The sequence below is a fragment of the Actinoallomurus acaciae genome, from assembly GCF_042429965.1.
GTDB classification, from domain to species: domain Bacteria; phylum Actinomycetota; class Actinomycetes; order Streptosporangiales; family Streptosporangiaceae; genus Actinoallomurus; species Actinoallomurus acaciae.
Genome location: NZ_JBHLZP010000019.1, coordinates 12,842 through 35,447, shown reverse-complemented (window position 1 = coordinate 35,447; position 22,606 = coordinate 12,842). Strand labels below are relative to the sequence as shown.

The 22,606-nt window shown below is 71.4% G+C and carries 21 protein-coding genes and 2 riboswitches; of the genes, 13 read left to right on the top strand and 8 right to left on the bottom strand.

From position 1 onward, the window contains the following. Positions 1-111 precede the first annotated feature (111 nt). Positions 112-1,311 (bottom strand): acetyl-CoA C-acetyltransferase, encoded by a 1,200-nt coding sequence (locus tag ACFFNX_RS04810; protein WP_378195734.1) that lies wholly within the window; start codon positions 1,309-1,311, stop codon positions 112-114. Positions 1,312-1,362: 51 nt separating this feature from the next. After that, the gene (locus ACFFNX_RS04805; protein ID WP_378195731.1) at positions 1,363-2,121 is read right to left on the bottom strand and encodes a hypothetical protein; all 759 of its coding nucleotides are present in this window, start codon (positions 2,119-2,121) and stop codon (positions 1,363-1,365) included. 197 nt (positions 2,122-2,318) lie between these two features. Here ACFFNX_RS04805 and ACFFNX_RS04800 point away from each other — a divergent pair, with 197 nt between their 5' ends. Then, on the top strand, positions 2,319-3,830 hold the full coding sequence (locus ACFFNX_RS04800) for an ATP-dependent DNA ligase (RefSeq protein ID WP_378195728.1): 1,512 nt from the start codon (positions 2,319-2,321) through the stop codon (positions 3,828-3,830). Positions 3,831-3,855: 25 nt separating this feature from the next. Here ACFFNX_RS04800 and ACFFNX_RS04795 read toward each other — a convergent pair whose 3' ends face one another. The 4 genes from ACFFNX_RS04795 to ACFFNX_RS04780 form a co-directional block, all read right to left on the bottom strand. Beyond that, positions 3,856-4,545, bottom strand: coding sequence for a hypothetical protein (locus tag ACFFNX_RS04795; RefSeq protein WP_378195726.1), 690 nt, complete (start codon positions 4,543-4,545; stop codon positions 3,856-3,858). Between the two features lie 202 nt (positions 4,546-4,747). Next, positions 4,748-6,046, bottom strand: coding sequence for a M50 family metallopeptidase (locus tag ACFFNX_RS04790; RefSeq protein WP_378195723.1), 1,299 nt, complete (start codon positions 6,044-6,046; stop codon positions 4,748-4,750). Between the two features lie 282 nt (positions 6,047-6,328). Next, positions 6,329-7,060, bottom strand: coding sequence for a FadR/GntR family transcriptional regulator (locus tag ACFFNX_RS04785; protein ID WP_378195719.1), 732 nt, complete (start codon positions 7,058-7,060; stop codon positions 6,329-6,331). Between the two features lie 137 nt (positions 7,061-7,197). After that, on the bottom strand, positions 7,198-8,793 hold the full coding sequence (locus tag ACFFNX_RS04780; RefSeq protein ID WP_378195714.1) for an amino acid permease: 1,596 nt from the start codon (positions 8,791-8,793) through the stop codon (positions 7,198-7,200). Positions 8,794-8,955: 162 nt separating this feature from the next. On the opposite strand from ACFFNX_RS04780, the gene ACFFNX_RS04775 reads away from it, so the two are divergent. The 7 genes from ACFFNX_RS04775 to ACFFNX_RS04745 all read left to right on the top strand — a co-directional run bounded on the left by ACFFNX_RS04775 (position 8,956) and on the right by ACFFNX_RS04745 (position 16,231). Continuing rightward, on the top strand, positions 8,956-9,591 hold the full coding sequence (locus ACFFNX_RS04775; protein WP_378195711.1) for a class I SAM-dependent methyltransferase: 636 nt from the start codon (positions 8,956-8,958) through the stop codon (positions 9,589-9,591). 95 nt (positions 9,592-9,686) lie between these two features. Then, a complete protein-coding gene (locus tag ACFFNX_RS04770; protein ID WP_378195708.1) occupies positions 9,687-11,051 on the top strand; it encodes a glutamine synthetase family protein in 1,365 nt (454 codons plus the stop codon). A 13-nt stretch (positions 11,052-11,064) separates the two neighbouring features. Beyond that, positions 11,065-12,411 (top strand): aldehyde dehydrogenase family protein, encoded by a 1,347-nt coding sequence (locus ACFFNX_RS04765; RefSeq protein WP_378195706.1) that lies wholly within the window; start codon positions 11,065-11,067, stop codon positions 12,409-12,411. Positions 12,412-12,439: 28 nt separating this feature from the next. Then, positions 12,440-13,207, top strand: coding sequence for a 3-oxoacyl-ACP reductase (locus tag ACFFNX_RS04760; protein WP_378195703.1), 768 nt, complete (start codon positions 12,440-12,442; stop codon positions 13,205-13,207). Beyond that, positions 13,204-13,956 carry a gamma-glutamyl-gamma-aminobutyrate hydrolase family protein gene (locus ACFFNX_RS04755; RefSeq protein WP_378195699.1) on the top strand — a complete coding sequence of 251 codons (753 nt, stop codon included), beginning with the start codon at positions 13,204-13,206 and terminating at the stop codon, positions 13,954-13,956. Before ACFFNX_RS04760 ends, ACFFNX_RS04755 begins: the two co-directional genes overlap by 4 nt. A gap of 95 nt (positions 13,957-14,051) precedes the next feature. Next, positions 14,052-14,765, top strand: a complete 714-nt coding sequence (locus tag ACFFNX_RS04750) for a gamma-glutamyl-gamma-aminobutyrate hydrolase family protein (protein WP_378195696.1) — start codon at positions 14,052-14,054, stop codon at positions 14,763-14,765. A gap of 242 nt (positions 14,766-15,007) precedes the next feature. After that, entirely contained in the window at positions 15,008-16,231 is a 1,224-nt protein-coding gene (locus ACFFNX_RS04745) for an alpha/beta hydrolase family protein (protein ID WP_378195693.1), read from the top strand. A gap of 5 nt (positions 16,232-16,236) precedes the next feature. Here the strand turns inward: ACFFNX_RS04745 and ACFFNX_RS04740 are convergent, their stop codons facing one another. Then, positions 16,237-16,866 carry a hypothetical protein gene (locus ACFFNX_RS04740; protein WP_378195690.1) on the bottom strand — a complete coding sequence of 210 codons (630 nt, stop codon included), beginning with the start codon at positions 16,864-16,866 and terminating at the stop codon, positions 16,237-16,239. 72 nt (positions 16,867-16,938) lie between these two features. Next, positions 16,939-17,036, top strand: a riboswitch (glycine riboswitch). A 4-nt stretch (positions 17,037-17,040) separates the two neighbouring features. Further along, positions 17,041-17,119, top strand: a riboswitch (glycine riboswitch). 78 nt (positions 17,120-17,197) lie between these two features. Between ACFFNX_RS04740 and gcvT the strand changes: the two genes are divergently transcribed. Genes gcvT through ACFFNX_RS04715 form a run of 5 tightly spaced genes read left to right on the top strand, consistent with a single transcriptional unit; the run spans position 17,198 to position 22,260 of the window. Further along, positions 17,198-18,301 (top strand): glycine cleavage system aminomethyltransferase GcvT, encoded by a 1,104-nt coding sequence (gene gcvT / locus ACFFNX_RS04735; protein WP_378195687.1) that lies wholly within the window; start codon positions 17,198-17,200, stop codon positions 18,299-18,301. Beyond that, a complete protein-coding gene (gcvH, locus tag ACFFNX_RS04730) occupies positions 18,298-18,681 on the top strand; it encodes a glycine cleavage system protein GcvH (RefSeq protein ID WP_378195684.1) in 384 nt (127 codons plus the stop codon). Before gcvT ends, gcvH begins: the two co-directional genes overlap by 4 nt. A 1-nt stretch (position 18,682) precedes the next feature. Further along, positions 18,683-19,939, top strand: coding sequence for a serine hydroxymethyltransferase (gene glyA, locus ACFFNX_RS04725; protein WP_378195681.1), 1,257 nt, complete (start codon positions 18,683-18,685; stop codon positions 19,937-19,939). 9 nt (positions 19,940-19,948) lie between these two features. Then, positions 19,949-20,884, top strand: coding sequence for a lipoyl synthase (gene lipA, locus ACFFNX_RS04720; protein WP_378195678.1), 936 nt, complete (start codon positions 19,949-19,951; stop codon positions 20,882-20,884). 2 nt (positions 20,885-20,886) lie between these two features. Then, positions 20,887-22,260, top strand: coding sequence for an L-serine ammonia-lyase (locus tag ACFFNX_RS04715; protein WP_378195675.1), 1,374 nt, complete (start codon positions 20,887-20,889; stop codon positions 22,258-22,260). A gap of 20 nt (positions 22,261-22,280) precedes the next feature. On the opposite strand, the gene ACFFNX_RS04710 is transcribed toward ACFFNX_RS04715, so the two are convergent. Further along, positions 22,281-22,514, bottom strand: coding sequence for a hypothetical protein (locus ACFFNX_RS04710; RefSeq protein ID WP_378195672.1), 234 nt, complete (start codon positions 22,512-22,514; stop codon positions 22,281-22,283). Between the last annotated feature and the right edge of the window lie 92 nt (positions 22,515-22,606).

Below are 22,606 nucleotides of genomic sequence, written 5' to 3'. Positions count from 1 at the left end.
GACCACCTCCGGGCGGGGACCACCTCCGGGCGGGGACCACCTCCGGGCGGGGACCACCTCCGGGCGGGGACCACCTGTGGGCGGGGAGGGCCTCCGGTTGCGGGTGGGTCCTCAGGCGACGTGTTCGAAGACGGCCGCGAGGCCCTGGCCGCCGCCGACGCACATCGTCTCCAGCCCGTACCGTGCCTCGCGGCGGCGGAGTTCGTACAGCAGCGTGGCGAGGATGCGGGCGCCGGTCGCGCCGACCGGGTGGCCGAGGGAGATGCCCGAGCCGTTGACGTTGAACCGATCGAGGTCGGGCAGCTTCCACTCTCGCAGGACACCGAGGACCTGGGCGGCGAACGCCTCGTTCAGCTCGATCAGGTCCATGTCGTCCAGGCTCAGTCCCGCGCGGCGCAGTGCCTCGGCGGTCGCCGGCACCGGGCCGAGGCCCATGAGGTGGGGCGGCACGCCGGCCAGGGCCCAGGACACCAGGCGGGCCTGGGGCGCCAGGCCCAGCGCGTTCGCCCTCTCGCGGGTGGTGACGAGGCAGACGGCCGCGCCGTCGTTCTGGCCGCTGGAGTTGCCCGCCGTGACGGTCGCGCCGTCGATCTTCATCACCGGGCGCAGTCCGGCGAGGCGTTCCAGGGACGTGTCCGCGCGTGGGTGCTCGTCGCGGTCGATCACCTGGGTGCCCTTGCGGTCGGTCACCTCGACCGGGACGAGCTCGTCGGCGAACCGGCCCTCTTCCTGGGCCGCTACCGCCCGCCGGTGCGACCGCAGCGCCAGTTCGTCCTGTTCCTTACGGCCGATGTCGTACTGCGCGCGGACGTTCTCCGCCGTCTCGAGCATGCCGCCGGGTACGGGGTGGTTCCTGCCGCCGGCGGTGATGCGGGCGCGCGCCAGCCGGTCGACGAACTTGATCTCCGCGCCGGGGCGGCCCCAGCGCAGGTCGTCGGCGTAGTACTCCACGCCGCTCATGCTCTCGGCGCCGCCCGCGATGATCGCGTCGCTCGCTCCGGAGGCCACCTGCATGACCGCGTTGATCACCGCCTGGAGCCCGGAGCCGCACCGGCGGTCGATCTGGTAGCCGCCGACCTCCACCGGCAGTCCGGCGTCGAGCGCGGCGACCCGGCCGAGTGCGGGGCTCTCGCCGTTCGGGTAGCCGTGGCCGAGGATGACGTCGCTCACCTCGCCCGGCTCGATCCCCGTACGGTCGACGAGGGCGCGGATCGCGGTGGCGGCCAGTTCGGCGGCGCCGACGTCGCGCAGCGCGCCGCCGTAACGGCCGACCGGTGTACGGACAGGGGAACAGACGACGACATCGCGCATGATTCGCACCCTATGGGACGTCTGTCCCTACGCCTCAGCTGCCCCGTCCGTCTAGTGAAAGGCCGGAAGGCCGGCGCGGGCCGCGGCGATGGCGTTCGCGAGGCACCGCTGTTCGCTGGCCGCGCGGTCTCCGGACGGCGGCTGTTCTTCGGTGTACTGCATCCGCAGGACGACATTGCGGTAGCGGACCGTCGCCTCGCCCACCGCGACGTGCACGTCCCGGTCGATCCAGTAGCGCTCGAACGCGGCGTCGCCGAGCCCGCCGATGTGGCGCAGCGAGTAGGTGTCGGGGGTCAGGTCCTTGACGGCCTGCTTCCACTGCGCCTCGTACGACCAGATCGTCATGCCGGTCGCCTGATCGTGCATGTACTTGGGCAGGAAGGCGCGGGCGTCGACCTGGACCGCGCGGTAGCGGTGCCCCTGCGACAGGGAGTACTTGCAGACGCTGGCGGTCTCGGCGCCCATCTTGTCGACGGTGGGGCTGCCGGTGGGCACGAACCGGCGTACGGCCGCGGGCTGGAGGACGTCGCAGGCGTTCGGGATCGTCGCGAACACGGGTGCCTGAGGGGCCTGAGAGGGCCGTGCCGTCGCCGAGACGCCGGCCCGCGCCGGCCGGTCGACCATCGTCGACCCCGCCTTCGGACGCGCGCCGTCGCGGGCGAAGGCGAAGACCCCCACGGCCGCCACCGCCACCGCGGCGGCCACGGCGAGGATCGCGCCGACAACGCCCGACCGGCGCGCCTTCGCCTTGGGCGCATCCGGCGGGGAGTACACCCGGTGGAAGGGCTCCGGTAGGCGCGGCAGACCCAATCCTTCTCCCCAATCCCCGGCCGGGCCGGGACGATCTCTCCTTGAGAAGGTAACCGGGGGAGGGGCCGGGAGACCAGAGCCGGTTTCGGTCGATGGGGGTGGTGCCGCCGGTCTGTGACGGGAGGCCATGCCGCTCCTCGCTCCTCCGGGGGGTGGGGGTCGTGTCGATTGTCGGTCCCCAGAGTCACAATGCGAATGTGCTGCTGACGGACATCGCCGAAACCTCAGGCGCGGTCGCCGCGACCTCGGCGCGTCTCGCCAAGCGCGAGCTGCTCGCCGAGTGCCTCCGCCGCGCGACGCCGGACGAGGTGGCCATCGCGGTCGCCTACCTGTCCGGTGAGCTGCCCCAACGCCAGATCGGCGTCGGCTGGGCGGCCCTTCGCGAACGGCCCGCTCCGGCAGCCGAGGCCACCCTCACCTTGGCCGAGGTGGACGCCGCCTTCGCCGCGATCGGCCGGGTTTCGGGTAAGGGTTCCGTGGCCGCCAGGAAAGCCCTTCTGGCCGAGCTGTTCGCCCGCGCGACGGCCTCGGAGCACGGTTTCCTGCTCCGGCTGCTCTCGGGGGAGCTTCGCCAGGGCGCGCTCGACGGGGTCATGGCCGACGCGATCGCCGCCGCGGCCGGGGTGCCCGCCGCGGAGGTCCGGCGCGCGGTGATGTTCCGCGGCTCGCTGGGGGCGGTGGCCGAGGCGGCGCTCACGGCGGGCGGCGAGGGGCTGCGCGCGTTCGGGCTGGAGGTCGGCCGCCCGGTCAAGCCGATGCTCGCCGCCAGCGCCCCGTCGGTCGAGGCCGCGATGGAGAAGGTCCGTCCCGCGGCGGTCGAGTGGAAGCTCGACGGCATCCGCGTGCAGGCCCACGTCCGCGACGGCGACGTGCGCCTGTTCACCCGCACGCTCGACGACATCACCGCCCGGCTGCCGGAGGCGGTGGAGGCGATCGGCGCCCTGCCCGTACGCTCCGCGGTGTTCGACGGCGAGCTGATCGCCCTGCGCGACGACGGGCGGCCGCACCCGTTCCAGGTGACGTCGGCGCGAGTGGCCCGGCGCGGCCCCGGTCAGGAGGTGCCGCTGTCGGTGTTCCTGTTCGACGTGCTGCACGCCGACGGCGCCGATCTCATCGACCGGCCGGGGGCCGAGCGCGATGAGACGCTGGCGGCGCTCGTGCCGGAGTCGCTGCGCATGCCGCGCCTGGTGACCGGCTCGGTGGAGGAGGCGACCGCGTTCTTCGGCGACGCGCTCGCGCACGGCCACGAGGGCGTGCTGGTCAAGTCGCTGGACACGCCGTACACCGCGGGCCGCCGGGGGGCCGGCTGGATCAAGGTGAAGCCCCGGCACACGCTCGACCTGGTCGTGCTGGCGGTCGAGTGGGGCCACGGACGGCGGAAGGGCACGCTGTCCAACCTGCACCTGGGCGCCCGCGACCCTGAGTCGGGCGGCTTCGTCATGCTGGGCAAGACGTTCAAGGGCCTGACCGACGAGATGCTCCGCTGGCAGACCGAACGCCTCCTCGCCCTGGAGGAGCGGCGCGACCAGTGGACGGTGTACGTCCGGCCGGAGCTGGTCGTGGAGATCGCCTTCGACGGCGTCCAGCGCAGCCCCCGCTACCCGGGCGGCCTGGCCCTGCGCTTCGCCCGCGTGCTGCGCCACCGCCCGGACAAGGACGCCACCGAGGCCGACACGATCGACAGCGTCCGCGCCACCGCGGCCTTCTGAGCCGCCCGATCGGCGGCGTCCCTGGTCAGCGGCGGTGGCGGCGGCGGTCCTGGACGATCAGGTCGTGGCGGCCCGCGATGAACTCCTGCACCCAGATCTTCGCCCGGATCAGGGGACGCCGGAGGCGTTCCTCCCGGCGCAGGGCCCGGTGGAGCTTCCTCGTGTCCGTGCCGTACCGCCAGCGGGCCCACGGAGAGCCCGGCCGGGCCAGGCGGAACGCGCTCACCACCAGCACCACCGGAAGGAACAGCCCCAGCAGGCCGGTCCAGATCTTGCCCTTGAACAGGGTCACGATGGCCAGGACCAGGTTGACGAGCACGTTCGACAGGACCAGCAGGAACACCCCGACCGGCACCGTGCGGTCCGGGCCCAGGTCCCGGACGTCGCTGAAGCCGATCGGGCGGACGCCGACCAGGATCAGGCCCGTCACGGCCACGGCGATGAACACCGCGTCGACCGACGCGCGGCCCTCTTCCATCCAGTACACGTCCCGCAGGTGCAGGATCAGGGCGAACTCGTCCAGCACGAGTGCCGCGCCGACGCCGAAGATGCTCGCCGCGGACGCGTACCAGATCGTGTACGCGTCCGGGATGGACAGGGCGGACACGCCGCCGACCAGCATCAACACCACGCCGAAGACCACATGGTGGATGTGCAGGTCACCGACCTGCACGTTCTTGAACCACCAGCGGACCTTGGCCCGAATAAGCCGCACATTGATACGTACCGCCACAAACGTGACGATGAACGACACAAAGAAGCAGAACAGCGGCAACCTGCCGGTATCCACGATTCGTTGCGTGAAGAACTCCCCCACGATTCGCCCCCGAGTTCGTACGCCCTCATCATGACCCATTCCGGCCGTCGACGACGATTGCCCCAGAGGGAAATACCAGGTCAGCGAAGCGTAATGCCGGTCAGCCGTTGAGACGTACCGGGTTCACCAGGTCCGCGTAGATCAGCAGTGCGCCCATCGTGATGATCACCGCCGCCATGGCGTACGTCAGCGGAAGCGCCTTGGCGACGTCCACGTGGCCCGGGTCGGGGCGGCGGGTCACCCGCGCCACGGCACGCTTGACGCCCTCCCAGAGCGCTCCGAGGATGTGGCCGCCGTCCAGCGGGAGCAGCGGCACCAGGTTGAACATCCCGATGGCGAAGTTGACGGTGCCCAGCATCATCAGGAAGAACGCCAGCTTGTCCAGGCCGGGCTCGTGGGACGCGGCGATCTCCCCGCCGATGCGGCTCGCGCCGACGACGCCGATCGGGCCGTTGGGGTCGCGCTTCTTGTCGCTGAACGCGGCGTTCCAGACGCCGACCATCTTCTTGGGCATGTTGACCAGCGAGCCGACCGTGCGCGTCGTCAGGTCCGACATCGTGCTGACGACCGTGCCGGGCCCCTGGCGCTCGCGCGCGTTGGTCGGCGTGATGCCGAGGAAGCCGACCTTCTCCGTCTTGTCCGGGTTGGTCAGTGACTGCATCTGGTTGGTGGTGACCGGCACGCTCAGGTCGAGGGTCTGCCCGCCGCGCCGCACGGCGATCGCCACCGTACGGCCGCCGGAGGAACGGATCAGCTCCTGGAGCTTGTCGTAGGAGGAGATCTTGTGACCGTCGTAGGACGTGATCCGGTCGCCCGGCTGGAGCCCGGCCTTCACGGCGGGGGTGGCCGGGTCGTTCGCCGCGCAGTCGCGGCCGGCCTGCGCCGCCGGGATCGTGCACTTGGCCACCGAGCCGATGACCGGCTGGTACGTCGACACGCCGATGCCCATGACCACGATGCTGATGAACACGAACGCGAGCAGGAGGTTCATGAACGGCCCGGCGAACATGATGATGACCTTCTGCCACCACTTCTTGCTGTAGAAGACGCGGTTCTCGTCGCCGGGGCCGACCTCTTCGAGCGAGGCGCCGCGCGCGGACTCGATCAGCGTCTGGAACCGCCCGGTCGAGGAGGAGCGCAGCATGCCCTCCGGGTCGTCCTTGCGCGGAGGCAGCATGCCGATCATGCGGATGTACCCGCCCAGCGGGATCCACTTGACGCCGTACTCGGTCTCACCCGTGTGCCGCGACCACATCGTCGGGCCGAACCCGACCATGTACTGCGGCACGCGCACGCCGAAAAGCTTCGCGAATGACAGGTGGCCCAGCTCATGCAGGGCGATCGAGGCGAGCAGTCCGAAGAAGAAGACGACGATGCCCACCACGAACAGCCAGCTCATCCAATGCTCCACATCAGTCGTGCCGGAGGCGTCCCGAACGGCGACGAGCCGACGAACGACGCCCAGTCGCACAAGCGTATGCCTTGGCGTCCTCCCCGCCTAAAGGATGGGGATTCCTGCCAGTGGGTCCTGCTTCAACGCGCCGTGCCGGTCGGGGTCCGTCGCGGAGACGACGGGCCGAGCATAGCCCGCAGGAGGGGCACGCCCGGTCGACCTTGGCGAAGGTCCGGCCGCGCCACGGTGCGGACGCACGCCGGGCCGGACGGGCGCCGCACGCGAGACTCAGGTCAGGAAGCCGCGCAGCAGTGCCGCCGTGCCTTCGAGATGTTCGGCCACGGCACGGCGCGCGGCGTCGGGGTCACCGGCCAGAATGGCGTCGACGATCGCGGCGTGCTGGACCGCGGCGTGTTCGATGTTGCGGCGGAGAACGGGTATCGCGCCCAGCAGGTCGTTGAGCCGCATCCGGGCGTCGGCGCACGCCGCGGCCAGCATCGGTGAGCCGGTCAGCTCGCCGATGGTCAGGTGGAAGCGCGTGTCGAGCCGCCGGTAGTCGCCCGGCGCCGCGGCGTCGGTCTCGCGCAGGCACTGCCGCAGCCGGGCGACCTGCTCGTCGCGGAGCGGCCGCGCGGCCAGCGCCTGTGCCGCGCCCGTCTCGACCGCCATGCGGAACACCAGGGCGTCGTTGAGCCGGTCGCCCATGCCGGCGGCGACGCGTTCGAGGTCGCCGCTGCGGGGCTCGGGCGGCCGGTACGTGACGAATGTGCCGCCGAAGCGTCCGCGCCGCGACTCGACGTACCCCTCGTGCTGGAGGGCGCGGATCGCCTCGCGAAGGGTCACGCGGCTGATGCCGAGCCGGGGGGCGAGCTCACGCTCGGGCGGCAGCCGCTCGCCGAGCCCGACCACCCCGAGCTTGATCGCCTGCAGGAGCCGCTCCACCGTCTCCTCGAAGGCGTTCCCCTCGCGCACCGGGCGGAAGACCGCCGAGGTCGTGACGTCGGCCGGCCGGTCGCTCAACGCGGGCCGCCTTCGTTCATGCGGTTCAGCGTAGCGAGGCGCGCGTGTCCCAGGACCGGCCTGGAACCATGGCCGTCGCGTCACGGCCGGCCGGGCTTCGAGCCGGCCGTGACGCGGCGCATGGAGTCCGTGGCCGGTCAGGCGGTCGCGGGGCCCGGGTCCAGGTCGCCCGCCTCCGATTCCATCGGCGGGGCCTCGGCGACGCCCTCGACCGTACGGCGGGGGCCGGTGAACCAGCTTCGGGCCGACAGGAACCACCAGCCGCCGACCAGGACCAGGACGGCGCCCAGGGCGATCGGGGCGTAGTTCACCGCGCTCCAGCTCCACGCCTTGTTCCCCGGCACGCCGGCCGGCGCGAGCGGCATGATGAAGTAGATGGAGATCACGATGATCTCGATGACGGCGATCCAGCCGAGCACCTTGTACTTCGACCCCAGCGTCCACGGCCCCGGCCGGAACCGGCCGCCCATCCGCAGGCGCAGGTAGATCGGGATGAGGAAGGCCAGGTACAGGCCGATCACGGCGATCGACACGACCGCGTAGAAGGCGACGGGCGTGCCGGTCGGGCTCTTGTACAGCGCCGGGAGGGTGAGCACGAGCGCCACCGCGCAGCCCATGACGATCGCGTTCACCGGAGTGCGGTTGCGGTCGACCTTCGACCACAGCCGCCAGCCGGGGACGCCGCGGTCGCGCGAGAACGCCCACGTCATGCGGGACATGCTCGTGACGCAGCTCATGCCGCAGTAGAACTGGCCGATCACCGAGACCGCGACGACGATCTTGGCCAGGGCCGGGCTGAGCGCGGTGGTGAAGATGGCCGTGACCGCGCCCTGCTGGGCGTCGATGCCCTTGATGTCCGTCGCGGCGAACAGGAACGACAGCAGCAGGATCCAGCCGCCGACCGCGGAGTAGGCGATGGAGCGCCACAGGCCCTTCGCCGCGGTGAGCGCCGCGCCGCGGGTCTCCTCCGACACGTGTGCGCACGCGTCGAAGCCGGTGATCGTGTACTGGGTCAGCAGGAAGCCGAGCGGCAGCACGTAGAACCAGTACATGCCGGTGGAGAACCCGGAGTTGTTGATCCGGTGGCCGAGGACGAACGACAGGCTCTGGTGCGAGTCCGGACCGAAGATGAGGATCAGCACGATCGCCGCGACCCCGAACACGTGCCACCACACGGAGACGTTCTGCAGGATCGCCACGAGGTGGTGCCCGAAGATGTTGATCAGTGCGTGCAGCACCAGGACGATCAGGAACAGCAGGAAGACGAAGCTCAGGCCCCCGTCCCAGCCCTTGTGCAGCATGCCGAGGAGCACGTTGAGGAAGGTCGCGCAGCCGTAGTCGACCGAGGCGGTCACCGCGACCAGGCCGATGAGGTTGAGCCAGCCGGTGAACCAGCCGTGCACGGGACGGCCCATGGTCGCCGCCCACCAGTAGATGCCGCCGGCCGTGGGATAGGCCGAGACCAGCTCCGACATGCAGAAGCCGATGATCAGGATGAACGCCGAGATGAACGGCCAGCCCCAGGTGATGGCGACCGGCCCGCCGTTGTTCCAGGCCTGCCCGAAGGTGGTGAAGCAGCCCGACAGGATGGAGATGATGGAGAAGGAGATCGCGAAGTTCGAGAAGCCGCTCCAGGAGCGGTCCAGCTCTTGTGAGTAGCCGAGCTCGGCGAGTCTCTTGGCGTCGTCATCGAGGTGGGTGGCCATCAGTGCCTCCTCGAGGCTCGTGACCATGGCCTGTCCTTAACCCATTGGAAACATAAGGGCAGCCCAGCGGCCTGATGTTGTTCCGGAAGTCTGGAAGCGGCCGAAGATCGCGTCAAGAGGGTGCCCGAATTTTGTCCGGCCCCGCCCGTTCCCCGAAGACCGGACGCCGCCCCTCGGTAGGGTGCGCCGATGGCGGAGGGCTACGGGGACCATGAGGGCTACTGGAACCACAACGTGCACTACCACCCGCTCGTGCTCGGCGCGGTTCCCGAGGGCTGCGGTGCCGCGCTCGACATCGGGTGCGGTGACGGGCTGCTGGCCCGGAGGCTGGCGGGGCGGAGCGACGCGGTGGTCGGCGTGGACGTCACGGCGGAGATGGTCCGGCTGGCCCGCGAACGCAGCGCGGGCCTGAACAACGTGACGTTCGCCGAGGCGGACTTCCTGTACCCCGACCGCGAACCGCTCGGCGACGGCCGGTTCGACTTCGTCAGCGCCGTCGCGGTCATCCACCACGTCGACTTCGGCGCGGCGCTCGCGGCGGTCGAGCGCCTGCTCGCCCCGGGCGGCCGGGCAATGATCATCGGGCTGGCCCGCAACCGGACGCCGCTCGACTGGGCCCTGAGCGCCGCCGGCATCCCGGCCGCCCACCGGCACCGGCGCCGCAACGGCGGCAAGGGCCACCCGGACGGCATGCCGATCAAGGATCCGGCCATGAGCTGGGGTGAGATCCGCCACGACGCGCAGCGCCTGCTGCCGGGCTGCCGCTTCCGGCGGCATCTCCTCTGGCGCTACTCCCTGACCTGGGACAAACCCCGCAGTACCTGAACGGCCATCGCGGCCGAAAGTCTTGACAGGACAAAACTCAGGGGCCTCAATGGTCACAAAACGCACCATTGACCTCTCCCCCGAAGGGCGCCACTGTGCCGAACCGAGGTCTGCTCACGCTGGAACAACTCTGGGTCGAGGTGGAGGCGGAGCGGATCGACACGGTCCTCATCGTCGTCACCGACATGCAGGGACGGCTGCAGGGCAAGCGCCTGTCCGCCCGGTACTTCCTGGAGGAGGTGGTCGCGCACGGTTCGGAGGGGTGCGACTACCTGCTCGCGGTGGACGTCGACATGAACACCGTCGACGGGTACGCCATGTCCTCGTGGGAGCGCGGCTACGGCGACTTCGTCATGCGCCCGGACATCACCACGCTGCGGTGGCTGCCCTGGCACCCGGGCTCCGCCCTCGTCTTCGCCGACCTCGTCTGGGAGGACGGCTCCGACGTCGTCGCCTCGCCGAGGCAGATTTTGCGCCGCCAGCTCGCCCGGCTCGCCGAACGCGGCTGGGGCGCGTACGTCGGCACGGAGCTGGAGTTCCTGGTCTTCCAGGACACCTACGAGGAGGCCTGGAACCGCCGCTACCACGGCCTGACCCCGGCGAACCAGTACAACGTCGACTACTCGATCGTGGGCACGTCGCGCGTCGAGCCGCTGCTGCGCCGGATCCGGAACGCCATGGACGGCGCCGGGATGTACGTCGAGTCGGCCAAGGGCGAGTGCAACCTCGGCCAGCATGAGATCGCCTTCCGGTACGCCGACGCGCTCGGCACCTGCGACAACCACGTGCTCTACAAGACCGGCGCGAAGGAGATCGCGGCCCAGGAGGGCATGTCGGTCACGTTCATGGCCAAGCCGAACGAGCGGGAGGGCAACTCCTGCCACATCCACATCTCGCTGCGAGACGCGGACGGCACCCCGATCATGGCCGGTGACGGCCCGCACGGCCTGTCGAGGATCGGTGCGCACTTCATCGCCGGGCAGCTCGCCTGCATGCGCGACTTCACCCTGCTCTACGCCCCGAACGTCAACTCCTACAAGCGGTACGCGCCGGGCTCGTTCGCGCCGACCGCGATCAAGTGGGGGCGCGACAACCGCACCTGCGCGCTGCGCCTCGTCGGGCATCCGGGCCCGTCGCTGCGCGTGGAGAACCGCGTGCCCGGCGGCGACGTGAACCCCTACCTCGCCGTGTCCGCGCTGATCGCGGCGGGCCTGCACGGCATCGAGAACGAGCTGCCGCTGGAGGAGGCGTACGAGGGGAACGCCTACACCTCCGGCGCCGACCGGGTACGCGCGACGCTGCGCGAGGCCGCCGCCGACTGGATCTCCGGCGCCCTGGCCCGCGCCGCGTTCGGCGACGAGGTCGTCGACCACTACGCCAACTACGCGAACGTCGAGCTCGCCGCGTACGAGCGCGCGGTGACCGACTGGGAGCTGTTCCGCAACTTCGAGCGCACCTGACCGGGGGTACCGCGTGGCCGAGTTCACCGTGATCGACCCGGCGACCGAGAAGGTCGTCGCGGCCGTGCCCATGGCGGGTCCCGAGGAGGTCGACGCCGCCGTCGCGCGCGCCCGCGAGGCCCAGGCGACCTGGCGCGACGTCGCGCCCGGCGATCGGGCCCGGCTGCTGCGCGCCTTCGCCCGTACCGTCGACGAGCACGTCGGCGAGCTGGCGGACCTGGAGGTGGCCGAGGCCGGGCACCCGATCGGCCAGGCCCGCTGGGAGGCCGGGAACGTCCGCGACGTGCTCGACTACTACGCGGGCGCGCCGGAGCGTCTGTTCGGGCGGCAGATCCCGGTGCCGGGCGGGCTCGACGTGACGTTCCACGAGCCGCTCGGCGTGGTCGGCCTGATCGTGCCGTGGAACTTCCCGATGCCGGTCATGGGCTGGGGCATGGCCCCGGCGCTCGCCGCCGGGAACACGGTCGTCGTCAAGCCCGCGGAGGCGACGCCGCTGACCGCGCGCCGCATCGGCGAGCTGGCCCTGGAGGCCGGGCTGCCCGAGAACGTGCTCCAGGTCGTGCCGGGTGAGGGTCCGGTCGCGGGACGGCGGCTCGTCGCCCACCCGGACGTACGCAAGGTCGTCTTCACCGGGTCGACCCGCGTCGGCAAGGAGATCATGCGGTCGTGCGCGGACCAGGTGAAGCGCCTCACGCTGGAGCTGGGCGGCAAGAGCGCCAACATCGTCTTCGCCGACGCCGACCTGGAGCGGGCCGCCGCCACGGCGCCGTACGCGGTCTTCGACAACGCCGGGCAGGACTGCTGCGCCCGCTCGCGCGTGCTCGTCGAGCGCAGCGCGTACGACCGGTTCATGGAACTGCTCGAACCGGCCGTACGCGGGGTGCGCGTCGGCGACCCGCGCGCCGAGGACACCGAGGTCGGACCGCTGATCAGCGCGACGCACCGGGAGAAGGTGCGCGGTTTCACCGGTGCCGGCGTCGCCTTCCGCGGGAGCTGCCCGGACGGTCCCGGGTTCTGGTTCCCGCCGACCGTGCTGACCGGGACCGGACGCGCCTGGGACGAGGAGATCTTCGGTCCGGTGGTGAGCGTGCGGCCCTTCGAGGACGAGGCCGACGCCGTGCGGATCGCGAACGACACGGCGTACGGGCTGGCGGGCTCGCTCTGGACCCGTGACGTCGGCCGGGCGCTGCGGGTCGCGCGCGCGGTCGAGGCGGGCAACCTGTCCGTCAACTCCCACTCGGCGGTCCGCTACTGGACGCCGTTCGGCGGCTTCAAGCAGTCCGGGTTCGGCCGTGAGCTGGGCCCGGACGCCCTGGACGCCTTCACCGAGACCAAGAACGTCTTCATCGCGACCGGCTGACGGCCGGTCTCCCCCGATCGGAGGATCAATGCAGCGTCTGGAGGACCGCGTCGCGGTCGTCACCGGCGGTGCCAGCGGCATCGGCCTGGCGACCGTACGGCGATTCGCCCAGGAGGGCGCCAAGGTCGTCATCGCCGACGTGGACGAGACGACCGGCAAGAACGTCGCGGAGGAGGTCGGCGGGCTGTTCGTCCGCGCCGACGTCACCAGCGAGGACGACGTGCGCGAGATGTACGCCTTCGCCGAGAACTCCTACGGCTCGGTCGACATCGCGTTCAACAACGCCGGGATCTCCCCGCCCGACGACGACTCGATCCTGGAGACCGGCATCGACGCGTGGCGCCGGGTGCAGGAGGTCAACCTGACCAGCGTGTACCTGTGCTGCAAGCACGTCATCCCGTACATGCGCGAGCGGAGGCGCGGTTCGATCATCAACACGGCGTCGTTCGTGGCGGTCATGGGCGCGGCGACCTCGCAGATCTCCTACACCGCCTCCAAGGGCGGCGTGCTCGCGATGTCGCGCGAGCTGGGCGTGCAGTTCGCCCGCGAGGGCATCCGGGTCAACGCCCTGTGCCCGGGGCCGGTGAACACCCCGCTGCTCCAGGAGCTGTTCGCCAAGGACCCCGAGCGCGCGGCGCGGCGGCTCGTGCACATCCCGGTCGGGCGGTTCGCCGAGGCGAGCGAGATCGCCGCGGCCGTGGCGTTCCTGGCCAGCGACGACGCCTCATTCATCACGGCCTCGGAGTTCCTCGTGGACGGCGGGATCTCCGGCGCGTACGTCACTCCTCTGCCGTGACCGCGCCCATCGTCGGGGTCACGTCGTACGTCGAGCCGGCGCGGTTCACGGTCTGGGAGACGACGGCGACGCTGCTGCCGCACGCGTACGTCGAGCAGATCGTCCGGGCCGGTGGGCAGCCCGTGCTGCTGCCGCCGGCCGGCGACCCGTCCTCGGCGCTGCCGCGCCTCGACGCGCTCGTGCTGTCCGGCGGCGGCGACCTGAACCCCGCGGCGTACGGCGCGGCGCCGCACGAGCGGACCGGCTACGTCCGCGACCTCCGCGACGAGGCCGAGTTCGCCCTCGTGCGCGGCACGCTGGACCGCGACCTGCCCTTCCTCGGCGTCTGCCGCGGTCTCCAGGTGCTCAACGTCGCGCTGGGCGGCACGCTCCACCAGCACGTGCCGGACGTGGTCGGCGACGTCCGGCACTCACCCGCCCCGGGGGTCTACGGCCGGTTCCCGGTGAAGGTCGAACCGGGTACGCGGCTGGCCGCGGCGCTCGGCGCGGAGACGGTCGCGGTGTCGCACTACCACCATCAGGCGATCGACCGGCTCGGGGCGGGACTGACCGCGACCGCGTGGTCCGACGACGGCCTGATCGAGGCCGCCGAGGCCGACGACCGCGCGTTCACGCTCGGCGTCCAGTGGCACCCGGAGGTCGACGGGTGCCTGCCCCTGTTCCGCGCCCTGGTCGCGGCGGCGGACGGGCGTCCCGGTCAGCGGCAGGTCAAATCGCGGCCAGGCGAGATCCAGGTCGGTGGGGCGTGACGTCGCGTCACGCTTTCATCTGTTGCCGTGAGTGAGCGAAGCGAGCGAGCCGACGGGCGCGGCACTCTGGTCACGGGACCGGCGAAGGAGATCCGGTGACCAGACCTGTGATCGGCGTCAGCGCCTACGCCGAACGGGCGCGCTGGGCGGCGTGGGACATGCCCGCCAGCGTCGTGCCCCAGCGTTATCTCGACAAGGTCCTGTCGGCCGGCGGGACGCCGGTGGTCCTGCCGGCCCTTCCCGGCGTCGACGGCGTGCTGTCCCGCCTCGACGGGCTGTTGCTCGTCGGCGGCGGCGACATCGACCCGGCGCGCTACGGCGGGGTCCCGCACCGGGCGAACGGTCCGGTCAACGCCGTCCGTGACGCCGCCGAGCTGGCCCTGCTGCGGGAGGCGCTGGCGCTGCGGCTGCCGATCCTCGGCATCTGCCGCGGCCTCCAGCTCATGAACGTGGCCCTCGGCGGCACGCTGCACCAGCACGTGCCGGACGTCGTCGGCCACGAGGGGCACACGGGCGGCGAAGGCGTCTTCGTCCGGCACGACGTGCACCTGCACCCGCGTTGCGCCCTGGCCCGCGCGCTGAACCGTACGACTCTGGACGTCCCGAGCCTGCACCACCAGGCGATCGACCGGCTCGGCCGGGGCCTCACGGCCTGCGCGTGGGCCGGAGACGGCCTGATCGAGGCCGCCGAGCTGGACGGGCACCCGTTCACGGTCGGCGTCCAGTGGCACCCGGAGGCCGACGCGGAGGTGGAGATCTTCTCCGCGCTGGTGGCGGCCGCCTCGGTCCCCGCGCCCGTCGCCGGGTGAGGGTCGCGAGCGCCGACCGCAGGTGAGCGCCGGTGATGTCGGCGTCCTGCGGCCCGGGCCCGGACGCGGGGAACCACGACGCCCGGCACCGTCAGGGGCGTCGGCCGACCCCCACGACTCTCGCCCGGTCCTCGGGAACGGTTCGGAAAAGCCGAACCCACGACCGGCGTGGTGGCACGATTCCGCCGCCGCGCCCGGCCGGCCAGCATGAAGGCCATCCCCACGACACCGGAGGTCCTCTCATGCGCGGTTCCCGTCTCATCGGCGGTCTCCTGGCGGGCGGGCTCGCCACGGCCGCTCGCGGGACGGCCGGGCGGACCGTCTCCTCGACCTTGCCTCTGCGGCCGAACGTCCACGCGGCGGCGTCCACGAAGGCGGCGCGGCTCACGCTGCCGCCGCCCAGCGGCCCGGACGACGTCGGTACGGTCGCGCTGCGCCTGGTCGACGGGTCGCGGCACGACCCGTGGGTGCCCGCGCAGGCGTACCGGGAGCTGATGGTCAGCGTCTTCTACCCGGCGCGCGACGCCGCCGCGTACCCGCTCGCGCCGCAGATGACCCCGGCCGCGGCCGAGCACTTCGACGCCTCGCTCGGCACCCCCGTGCACCAGGGCCTGGGGCTCAAGCCCGGAACGGCCGACTGGGGCGCCACGATGACCCACTCCCACCAGGGCGCGCCCGTGGCGGCCGGCCGCCACCCGGTCGTGCTGTACTCCCCCGGCCTGGGCGACCCGCGCACGCTCGGCACCACCTTCGCCGAGGACCTCGCCTCACGCGGCTACGTCGTCGTCACGATCGACCACACCTACGACGCGTCGGAGGTGGAGTTCCCCGGCGGCCGGGTCGAGCCGTTCAAGCTGCCCCTGGACGGCGACCTGATCGCCACGCTGAAGAAGGTCATGAGCGTCCGGGTCGCCGACACGCGGTTCGTGCTCGACCGGCTGACGACGTTGCCGGACGGGCTGGGCGCCGCCGTCGACACCGCGCGGATCGGCATGGCCGGCCAGTCGGCCGGCGGCTTCACCGCCCTGCAGACCCTGCACGACGACCCGCGCGTCCGAGCCGCCGCGGACCTCGACGGCACGGTCGGGTTCGACCAGAACGACGGCGGGCCCGGCCTGTCGCCGCTCGCCGAGAGCGGCCTGCGACGGCCGTTCCTGCTGATGGGCAGCCAGGCGAGCGACCACCACACCGTACGGTCGTGGGAGGCGCTGTGGGACCACAGCACCGGGTGGAAGCGCGACCTGCACCTGCGCGGCTCGGCACACCACACCTACACCGACCTGGAGTCGCTGGCGCCGCAGCTCAAGACGGACGCGGACACCGGCTGGATCGACTCCTCGCGAGCGGTCGCCGAGCAGCGGGCGTACCTGGCGGCCTTCTTCGACCGGTGGCTGCGCGGTCGTGACGACGACGGCCTGCTGGACCGGCCGTCGCCGCGGTATCCCGATGCGACCTTCGTACGGTGAGCCCGTCAGCAGGACGGGCGTACGGTACCGCGCCGCACGCGGGGGAGCTTGCCGGCGACGCTGATCTTCACGACCGAGGTCGCGTCGATCACGGTGCCGGCAGGAAGACCGGAGCGGGCCTTGGTCAGGACCGTGTCCGACCCGGGGTACCGCAGGGACCGCGCATCGAAGATCAGCTGCGAGGTCCGCGATTCGTCGAAGGGATCGTTCCGGCTGGTGAACTCGACCGCCTTTCCGGATCGGCCGAGGGAGTTCGAGGCGTGTGGGATCACCCGGGCTCCGGGCAACTCCGCGGCGAGGCGTAGGAGGTTGTATCCCCTGCCGTCCGCGCGCTCCCGCCACTGGTCGTGTACCCGCACGTAGCCGGGCGCCCGCAACTCCGCGTTGTTCTCCGGGAACTCCACCTGCCGGGACACGGTGTCGACGCGAACGTACTGGTGGGCCCGCGGATGGATGCCCGGTTCGGCCTCGGCCACCACGGCGGCCTGGTTCAGCAGCCGTGCCGCGGCGGCGTCCGGGGTCCCCATGGTCCCGCGTGCCGGCCGCCGGCGCCCAGCACGATCGTCGCCGCGGCCACCGTGGCCATCGATGAGCGTCGCGTCATCGACCTGAGCGGAGGCGAGCATGATCTTCACGGCCGACCGCCCAGGTGGGCGGGATGCGGGCTGTCGTCGCGCGACGGGCGCTGCTAGCCTGGCGGCAGCCGTTGATCCCACGCGGGAGAGCGCCCGGGCCGCCAGTCCGGGCCGCCGAAGGAGCAACTCCTCCCCGGAACCTCTCAGGCGACGAAGACCGCGCGGAGTAGGCGACCTCTGGAAAGCGGAGCGATGCTCCCGCCGAAGGTGCAAGCCCCCCCGGGGCGAAGCTCTCAGGCGCCGATGACAGAGGGGGAGGCGCCGAGACCGCAAGCGAACCAGTGGGACGATATGACCCCCGGATCGCCCGCGCGATAAGGAGCCTGCCGCGATGTCCGCTCCGGACACCAAGAAGACACCACTCCACGAGGTCCACGAGGGCCTCGGCGCCACCCTCACCGAGTTCGCCGGATATCTCATGCCGTTGCGCTATGGCAGCGAGACGGCCGAGCACCAGGCGGTCCGGACCAGCGCCGGACTGTTCGACCTGTCCCACATGGGAGAGATCTTCGTGACCGGCCCGCAGGCCGGAGCGGCGCTCGACCACTCCCTCATCGGGCACCTGTCGGTGCTCGCCGTGGGCCGGGCGCGCTACACGATGATCTGTGCTGCCGAGGGCGGCGTCCTGGACGACCTGATCGTCTACCGGCTGGCGGCCGAGACCTACCTGGTCGTGGCCAACGCCGCGAACGCCGCCACCGTACGCTCCGAGTTGGTCGCGCGGTGCGAGAAGTTCGCCGAGGCCGCCGTCCACGACCGCTCCGACGCGTACGCGCTCGTCGCGATCCAGGGGCCGAAGGCCCACGAGATCCTGGCCAAGCTCACCGACGCCGCGCTCGGCGACCTGAAGTACTACGCGATCCTGCCCGGCGCGGTGTCCGGCGTCGACGCCCTGATCGCCCGCACCGGCTACACGGGCGAGGACGGCTTCGAGCTGTTCGTCTCCGCCGGCGACGCCGTGGCGGTCTGGGGCGCGCTGACCGAGGCCGGCGGCGACGACCTGCGGCCCTGCGGGCTGTCCGCACGCGACACGCTGCGCCTGGAGGCCGGGATGCCGCTGTACGGCAACGAGCTGACCGCCGAGACGACGCCGTTCGACGCGGGACTGGGCCGTACCGTCAAGTTCGAGAAGGGCGACTTCGTCGGGCGTGCCGCGCTGGCCGCGATCGCCGACGAGACGCCGAAGCGCACCCTCGTCGGGCTCGTCGCCAGAGGGCGGCGGGTGCCCCGGCACGGGTACGCCATCGTGGGATCAGACGGCACGCCGTGCGGAGTCGTGACCAGCGGCGCGCCATCCCCGACACTGGGCAAGCCCATCGCCATGGGCTATATCGACGCGGTCCACGCCGAAGACCCCGATCTCGCGGTGGACATCCGCGGCAAACATGAGCCGGTCGACAAGGTCGCCCTGCCTTTCTATAGGAGGACCCCGTGAGCAGCGTTCCCGAGACCCTTTCCTACACCGAAGAGCACGAGTGGATTACCGAGCCGTCCGACGGTGTTGTGACTGTGGGGATCACCGCCTACGCCGCCGAAGCCCTCGGTGACATCGTGTACGTCTCGTTGCCCCAGGAGGGCGCGACGGTGGAGGCCGGAGAGCCCTGTGGCGAGGCGGAGTCGACCAAGTCGGTGAGTGACATCTACGCGCCGGTGACGGGAGAGGTCGTGGCGGTGAACGGTGCGGTCGAGGAGGACCCGGCGGTGATCAATGCCGACCCGTACGGCGAGGGCTGGCTGCTCAAGATCCGCACTGATGGTGACAGCCCCGACCTGCTCGACGCCCCGGCCTACTCCAAGCTGATCGAGGAGGCGTGAGATGAACCTGTCCAACGCCCCTCTCGCCGAGGTCGACCCGGAGGTGGCCTCGGCCATCGCCGAGGAGTTGCGCCGCCAGCAGTCGACCCTGGAGATGATCGCCTCGGAGAACTTCGCCCCCGTGGGCGTGCTCGAGGCCCAGGGCTCGGTGATGACGAACAAGTACGCCGAGGGTTACCCGGGCCGCCGCTACTACGGCGGCTGTGAGTACGTCGACGTCACCGAGCAGCTCGCGATCGACCGCGCCAAGGCCCTGTTCGGCGCCGACCACGCGAACGTGCAGCCCCACTCGGGCGCGCAGGCCAACATCGCGGTGTACTTCGCGCTGCTCCAGCCGGGCGACACGATCCTGGGTCTGGACCTCGCCCACGGCGGGCACCTGACCCACGGCATGAAGATCAACTACTCCGGCAAGATGTTCAACGTCGCCGCCTACCACGTGGGCGAGGACGGCCTGGTCGACATGGACGAGGTCGCCCGGCTGGCACGCGAGCACCGGCCGAAGATGATCGTCGCCGGCTGGTCGGCGTACCCGCGGCAGCTCGACTTCCCCGCGTTCCGCCGCATCGCCGACGAGACGGGCGCGCTGTTCATGGTTGACATGGCGCACTTCGCCGGTCTGGTCGCCGCCGGGCTGCACCCCTCGCCGGTGCCGCACGCCGACGTCGTCACGAGCACGACGCACAAGACCCTCTGCGGGCCGCGCGGCGGCCTCATCCTGTGCCGCGAGGAGTTCGCCAAGAAGATCAACTCCGCGGTGTTCCCGGGCACGCAGGGCGGGCCGCTGGAGCACGTGATCGCCGCCAAGGCCGTGGCCCTGAAGATCGCCGCATCCGAGGAGTTCGCCGAGCGCCAGCGCCGTACGGTCGAGGGCGCGCGCGCCCTGGCCGCGCGGCTGACGCGCGAGGACGCCGCCAAGGCGGGCGTGAAGGTGCTGACCGGCGGCACCGACGTGCACCTGGTCCTGGTCGACCTGGTCGACTCCGAGCTGACCGGCCGCGACGCCGAGGACCGCCTGCACGACATCGGCATCACCGTCAACCGCAACGCCGTGCCGAACGACCCGCGTCCGCCGATGGTGACCTCCGGGCTGCGGATCGGCACGCCCGCGCTGGCCACCCGCGGCTTCCAGGAGGCCGACTTCGCCGAGGTCGCCGACATCATCGCACTCGCGCTGCAGCCGTCGTTCGACGCCGCGGCGCTTTCGGCCCGGGTGCGTGCCCTGGCCGAACAGCATCCGCTCTACCCCAGTTTGTGAGATGTGCTGATGACTATCGCCCCTGAGGGCCGCAAGCTGCTCCGCGTCGAGGCGCGCAACGCCGCGACCCCGATCGAGCGCAAGCCGCCGTGGATCAAGACCAAGCTGAAGATGGGGCCGCAGTACCGCGAGCTGACCGACCTGGTGCGCAGCGAGGGCCTGCACACCGTCTGCCAGGAGGCGGGCTGCCCGAACATCTACGAGTGCTGGGAGGACCGCGAGGCCACCTTCCTCATCGGCGGCGACCAGTGCACGCGCCGGTGTGACTTCTGCCAGATCGACACCGGCAAGCCCGCCGCGTACGACCCGGACGAGCCCCGGCGCGTCGCCGAGTCGGTCGAGCGGATGGGCCTGCGGTACGCCACGATCACCGGCGTCGCCCGCGACGACCTGCCGGACGGCGGCGCGTGGCTGTACGCCGAGACCGTGCGGCAGATCCACTCCGCGCTGCCCGGCTGCGGCGTCGAGCTGCTCATCCCGGACTTCAACGCCGTGCCGTCGCAGCTCGCCGAGGTGTTCTCCGCACGGCCCGAGGTGCTCGCGCACAACCTGGAGACGGTGCCGCGGATCTTCAAGCGGATCCGGCCGGCCTTCCGGTACGAGCGGTCGCTGTCGGTCCTGACCCGGGCGCGCGAGGACGGGCTGGTCACCAAGTCCAACCTCATCCTCGGCATGGGCGAGACCCGCGAGGAGATCACGCAGGCCATGCGCGACCTGTACGACGCGGGCTGCGAGCTGCTCACCATCACGCAGTACCTCCGGCCCACCCCCCGCCACCACCCGGTCGAGCGCTGGGTCAAGCCGGAGGAGTTCGTCGAGCTGAAGGCCGAGGCCGAGGAGATCGGTTTCGCCGGCGTCATGTCCGGGCCGCTCGTGCGTTCCAGCTACCGCGCCGGGCGTCTCTATCAGCAGGCCATGGAGGCTCGCGGCGTCGTGGTCGAGTAGTCATGGCGATCAGCGTGTTCGACCTGTTCAAGGTCGGTATCGGCCCGTCCAGCTCGCACACGGGCGGGCCGATGGTGGCGGCGCACCGCTTCGCGCGTTCGCTCTCTTCGGACGGTCTGCTGGAGAAGACCGCGTCCGTACGCGTGGTGCTGTACGGGTCGCTGGGGCTGACCGGCAAGGGGCACGGCAGCGACAAGGCGGTCATCCTGGGCCTGGAGGGCGACCGGCCGGAGACCGTCGACGTCGACGGTGTGCCCGCGCGGCTGGCGTCGGCGCGCGCAGAGGAGACGATCCGGCTGCTCGGCTCGCGCGAGGTGCCGTTCGCCGTCGGCTCGGACCTGGTCTTCGAGCGCAAGGAGTCGCTGCCGCACCACCCGAACGGCATGCGCTTCACCGCCCGCGACGACGCGGGTGAGGTGCTGCGGGAGAAGGTCTACTACTCGGTCGGCGGCGGTTTCGTCGTGGACGAGGACGCGACCGGCGCGGACCGCATCAAGCCGGACGACACGGTGGTGCCGTACCCGTTCGCGACCGGGGCCTCACTGCTGTCGCTGACGGAGGAGACCGGGCTGTCGGTGCCGGCGTTGATGATGGAGAACGAGAAGGCGTTCGGCCGCGACGCCGACGCGATCCGCACGGGCCTGCTCGACCTGTGGCGGGTGATGCGCGAGAGCGTGTCGCGCGGCTGCACGAACGAGGGGCTGCTGCCGGGCGGCCTGAAGGTACGACGCCGCGCGCACCTGCTCTACCGCAAGCTGCTCGCCGAGAGCGAGGCGGACCCGCTGCACGCGATGGACTGGGTGACGCTGTTCGCCCTCGCGGTCAACGAGGAGAACGCCGCGGGCGGCCGGATCGTCACCGCCCCGACCAACGGCGCGGCGGGCATCGTCCCGGCGGTGCTGCACTACTACGACAGGTACGTCCCGGGCGCGTCCGACGAGGGCGTCGTGCGCTTCCTGCTGACGGCCGGGGCGATCGGCGTGCTCATCAAGGAGAACGCCTCGATCTCCGGGGCGGAGGTCGGCTGCCAGGGCGAGGTCGGCTCGGCGTGCGCGATGGCGGCGGCGGGCCTGACGGAGGTGCTCGGCGGCACCCCGGAGCAGGTGGAGAACGCCGCCGAGATCGGCATCGAACACAACCTGGGCCTGACCTGCGACCCGGTGGGCGGGCTGGTGCAGGTGCCGTGCATCGAGCGCAACGCGGTCGCGTCGATCAAGGCCATCAGCGCGTCCCGGCTGGCCCTGCGGGGCGACGGGCGTCACTTCGTGTCGCTGGACAAGGCCCTGAAGACGATGCGCGACACGGGCCGCGACATGCTCGACAAGTACAAGGAGACCTCACGCGGCGGCCTCGCCGTCAACGTCATCGAGTGCTGAAGGCGTGTGACGCCGGGAGGTCACGGAGCCTGTTCGGTCTCGGTCCGGCCCTCCGCGAGGCGCTCTTTGGTCAGCAGCGCCAGGGTGCCGATGGCCTCGTCGAGTTCCCGTACGGTCCCGTCCGACAGGGCCTTCAGCGCCATGCGGGTCCGGTCGAGGAGATCCGCGTCCTCCGGGGTCTCGATGAACGCACCGCTGAACACGTTGACGATGACACCCAGGCGCTTCGGGTCCATGGTCGCAGGCGGATTCACGCAGCTGTCCTCACGTCGGTTCGGGGCGACCATGATCCCATCCGGCCGCCCGTTTCCGCGCCTTTTACCGCGTTCTTCCACCGGTATTCCGG

Excerpts from the sequence above, each read along its gene's own strand:
- ACFFNX_RS04780 (WP_378195714.1), bottom strand. The coding sequence starts at position 8,793 with ATGGTCACGAGCCTCGAGGAGGCACTGATGGCCACCCACCTCGATGAC.
- glyA (WP_378195681.1), top strand. The coding sequence starts at position 18,683 with ATGAACCTGTCCAACGCCCCTCTCGCCGAGGTCGACCCGGAGGTGGCC.
- ACFFNX_RS04810 (WP_378195734.1), bottom strand. The coding sequence starts at position 1,311 with ATGCGCGATGTCGTCGTCTGTTCCCCTGTCCGTACACCGGTCGGCCGT.
- lipA (WP_378195678.1), top strand. The coding sequence starts at position 19,949 with ATGACTATCGCCCCTGAGGGCCGCAAGCTGCTCCGCGTCGAGGCGCGC.
- ACFFNX_RS04745 (WP_378195693.1), top strand. The coding sequence starts at position 15,008 with ATGCGCGGTTCCCGTCTCATCGGCGGTCTCCTGGCGGGCGGGCTCGCC.
- gcvT (WP_378195687.1), top strand. The coding sequence starts at position 17,198 with ATGTCCGCTCCGGACACCAAGAAGACACCACTCCACGAGGTCCACGAG.
- ACFFNX_RS04790 (WP_378195723.1), bottom strand. The coding sequence starts at position 6,046 with ATGAGCTGGCTGTTCGTGGTGGGCATCGTCGTCTTCTTCTTCGGACTG.
- ACFFNX_RS04775 (WP_378195711.1), top strand. The coding sequence starts at position 8,956 with ATGGCGGAGGGCTACGGGGACCATGAGGGCTACTGGAACCACAACGTG.
- ACFFNX_RS04715 (WP_378195675.1), top strand. The coding sequence starts at position 20,887 with ATGGCGATCAGCGTGTTCGACCTGTTCAAGGTCGGTATCGGCCCGTCC.
- ACFFNX_RS04760 (WP_378195703.1), top strand. The coding sequence starts at position 12,440 with ATGCAGCGTCTGGAGGACCGCGTCGCGGTCGTCACCGGCGGTGCCAGC.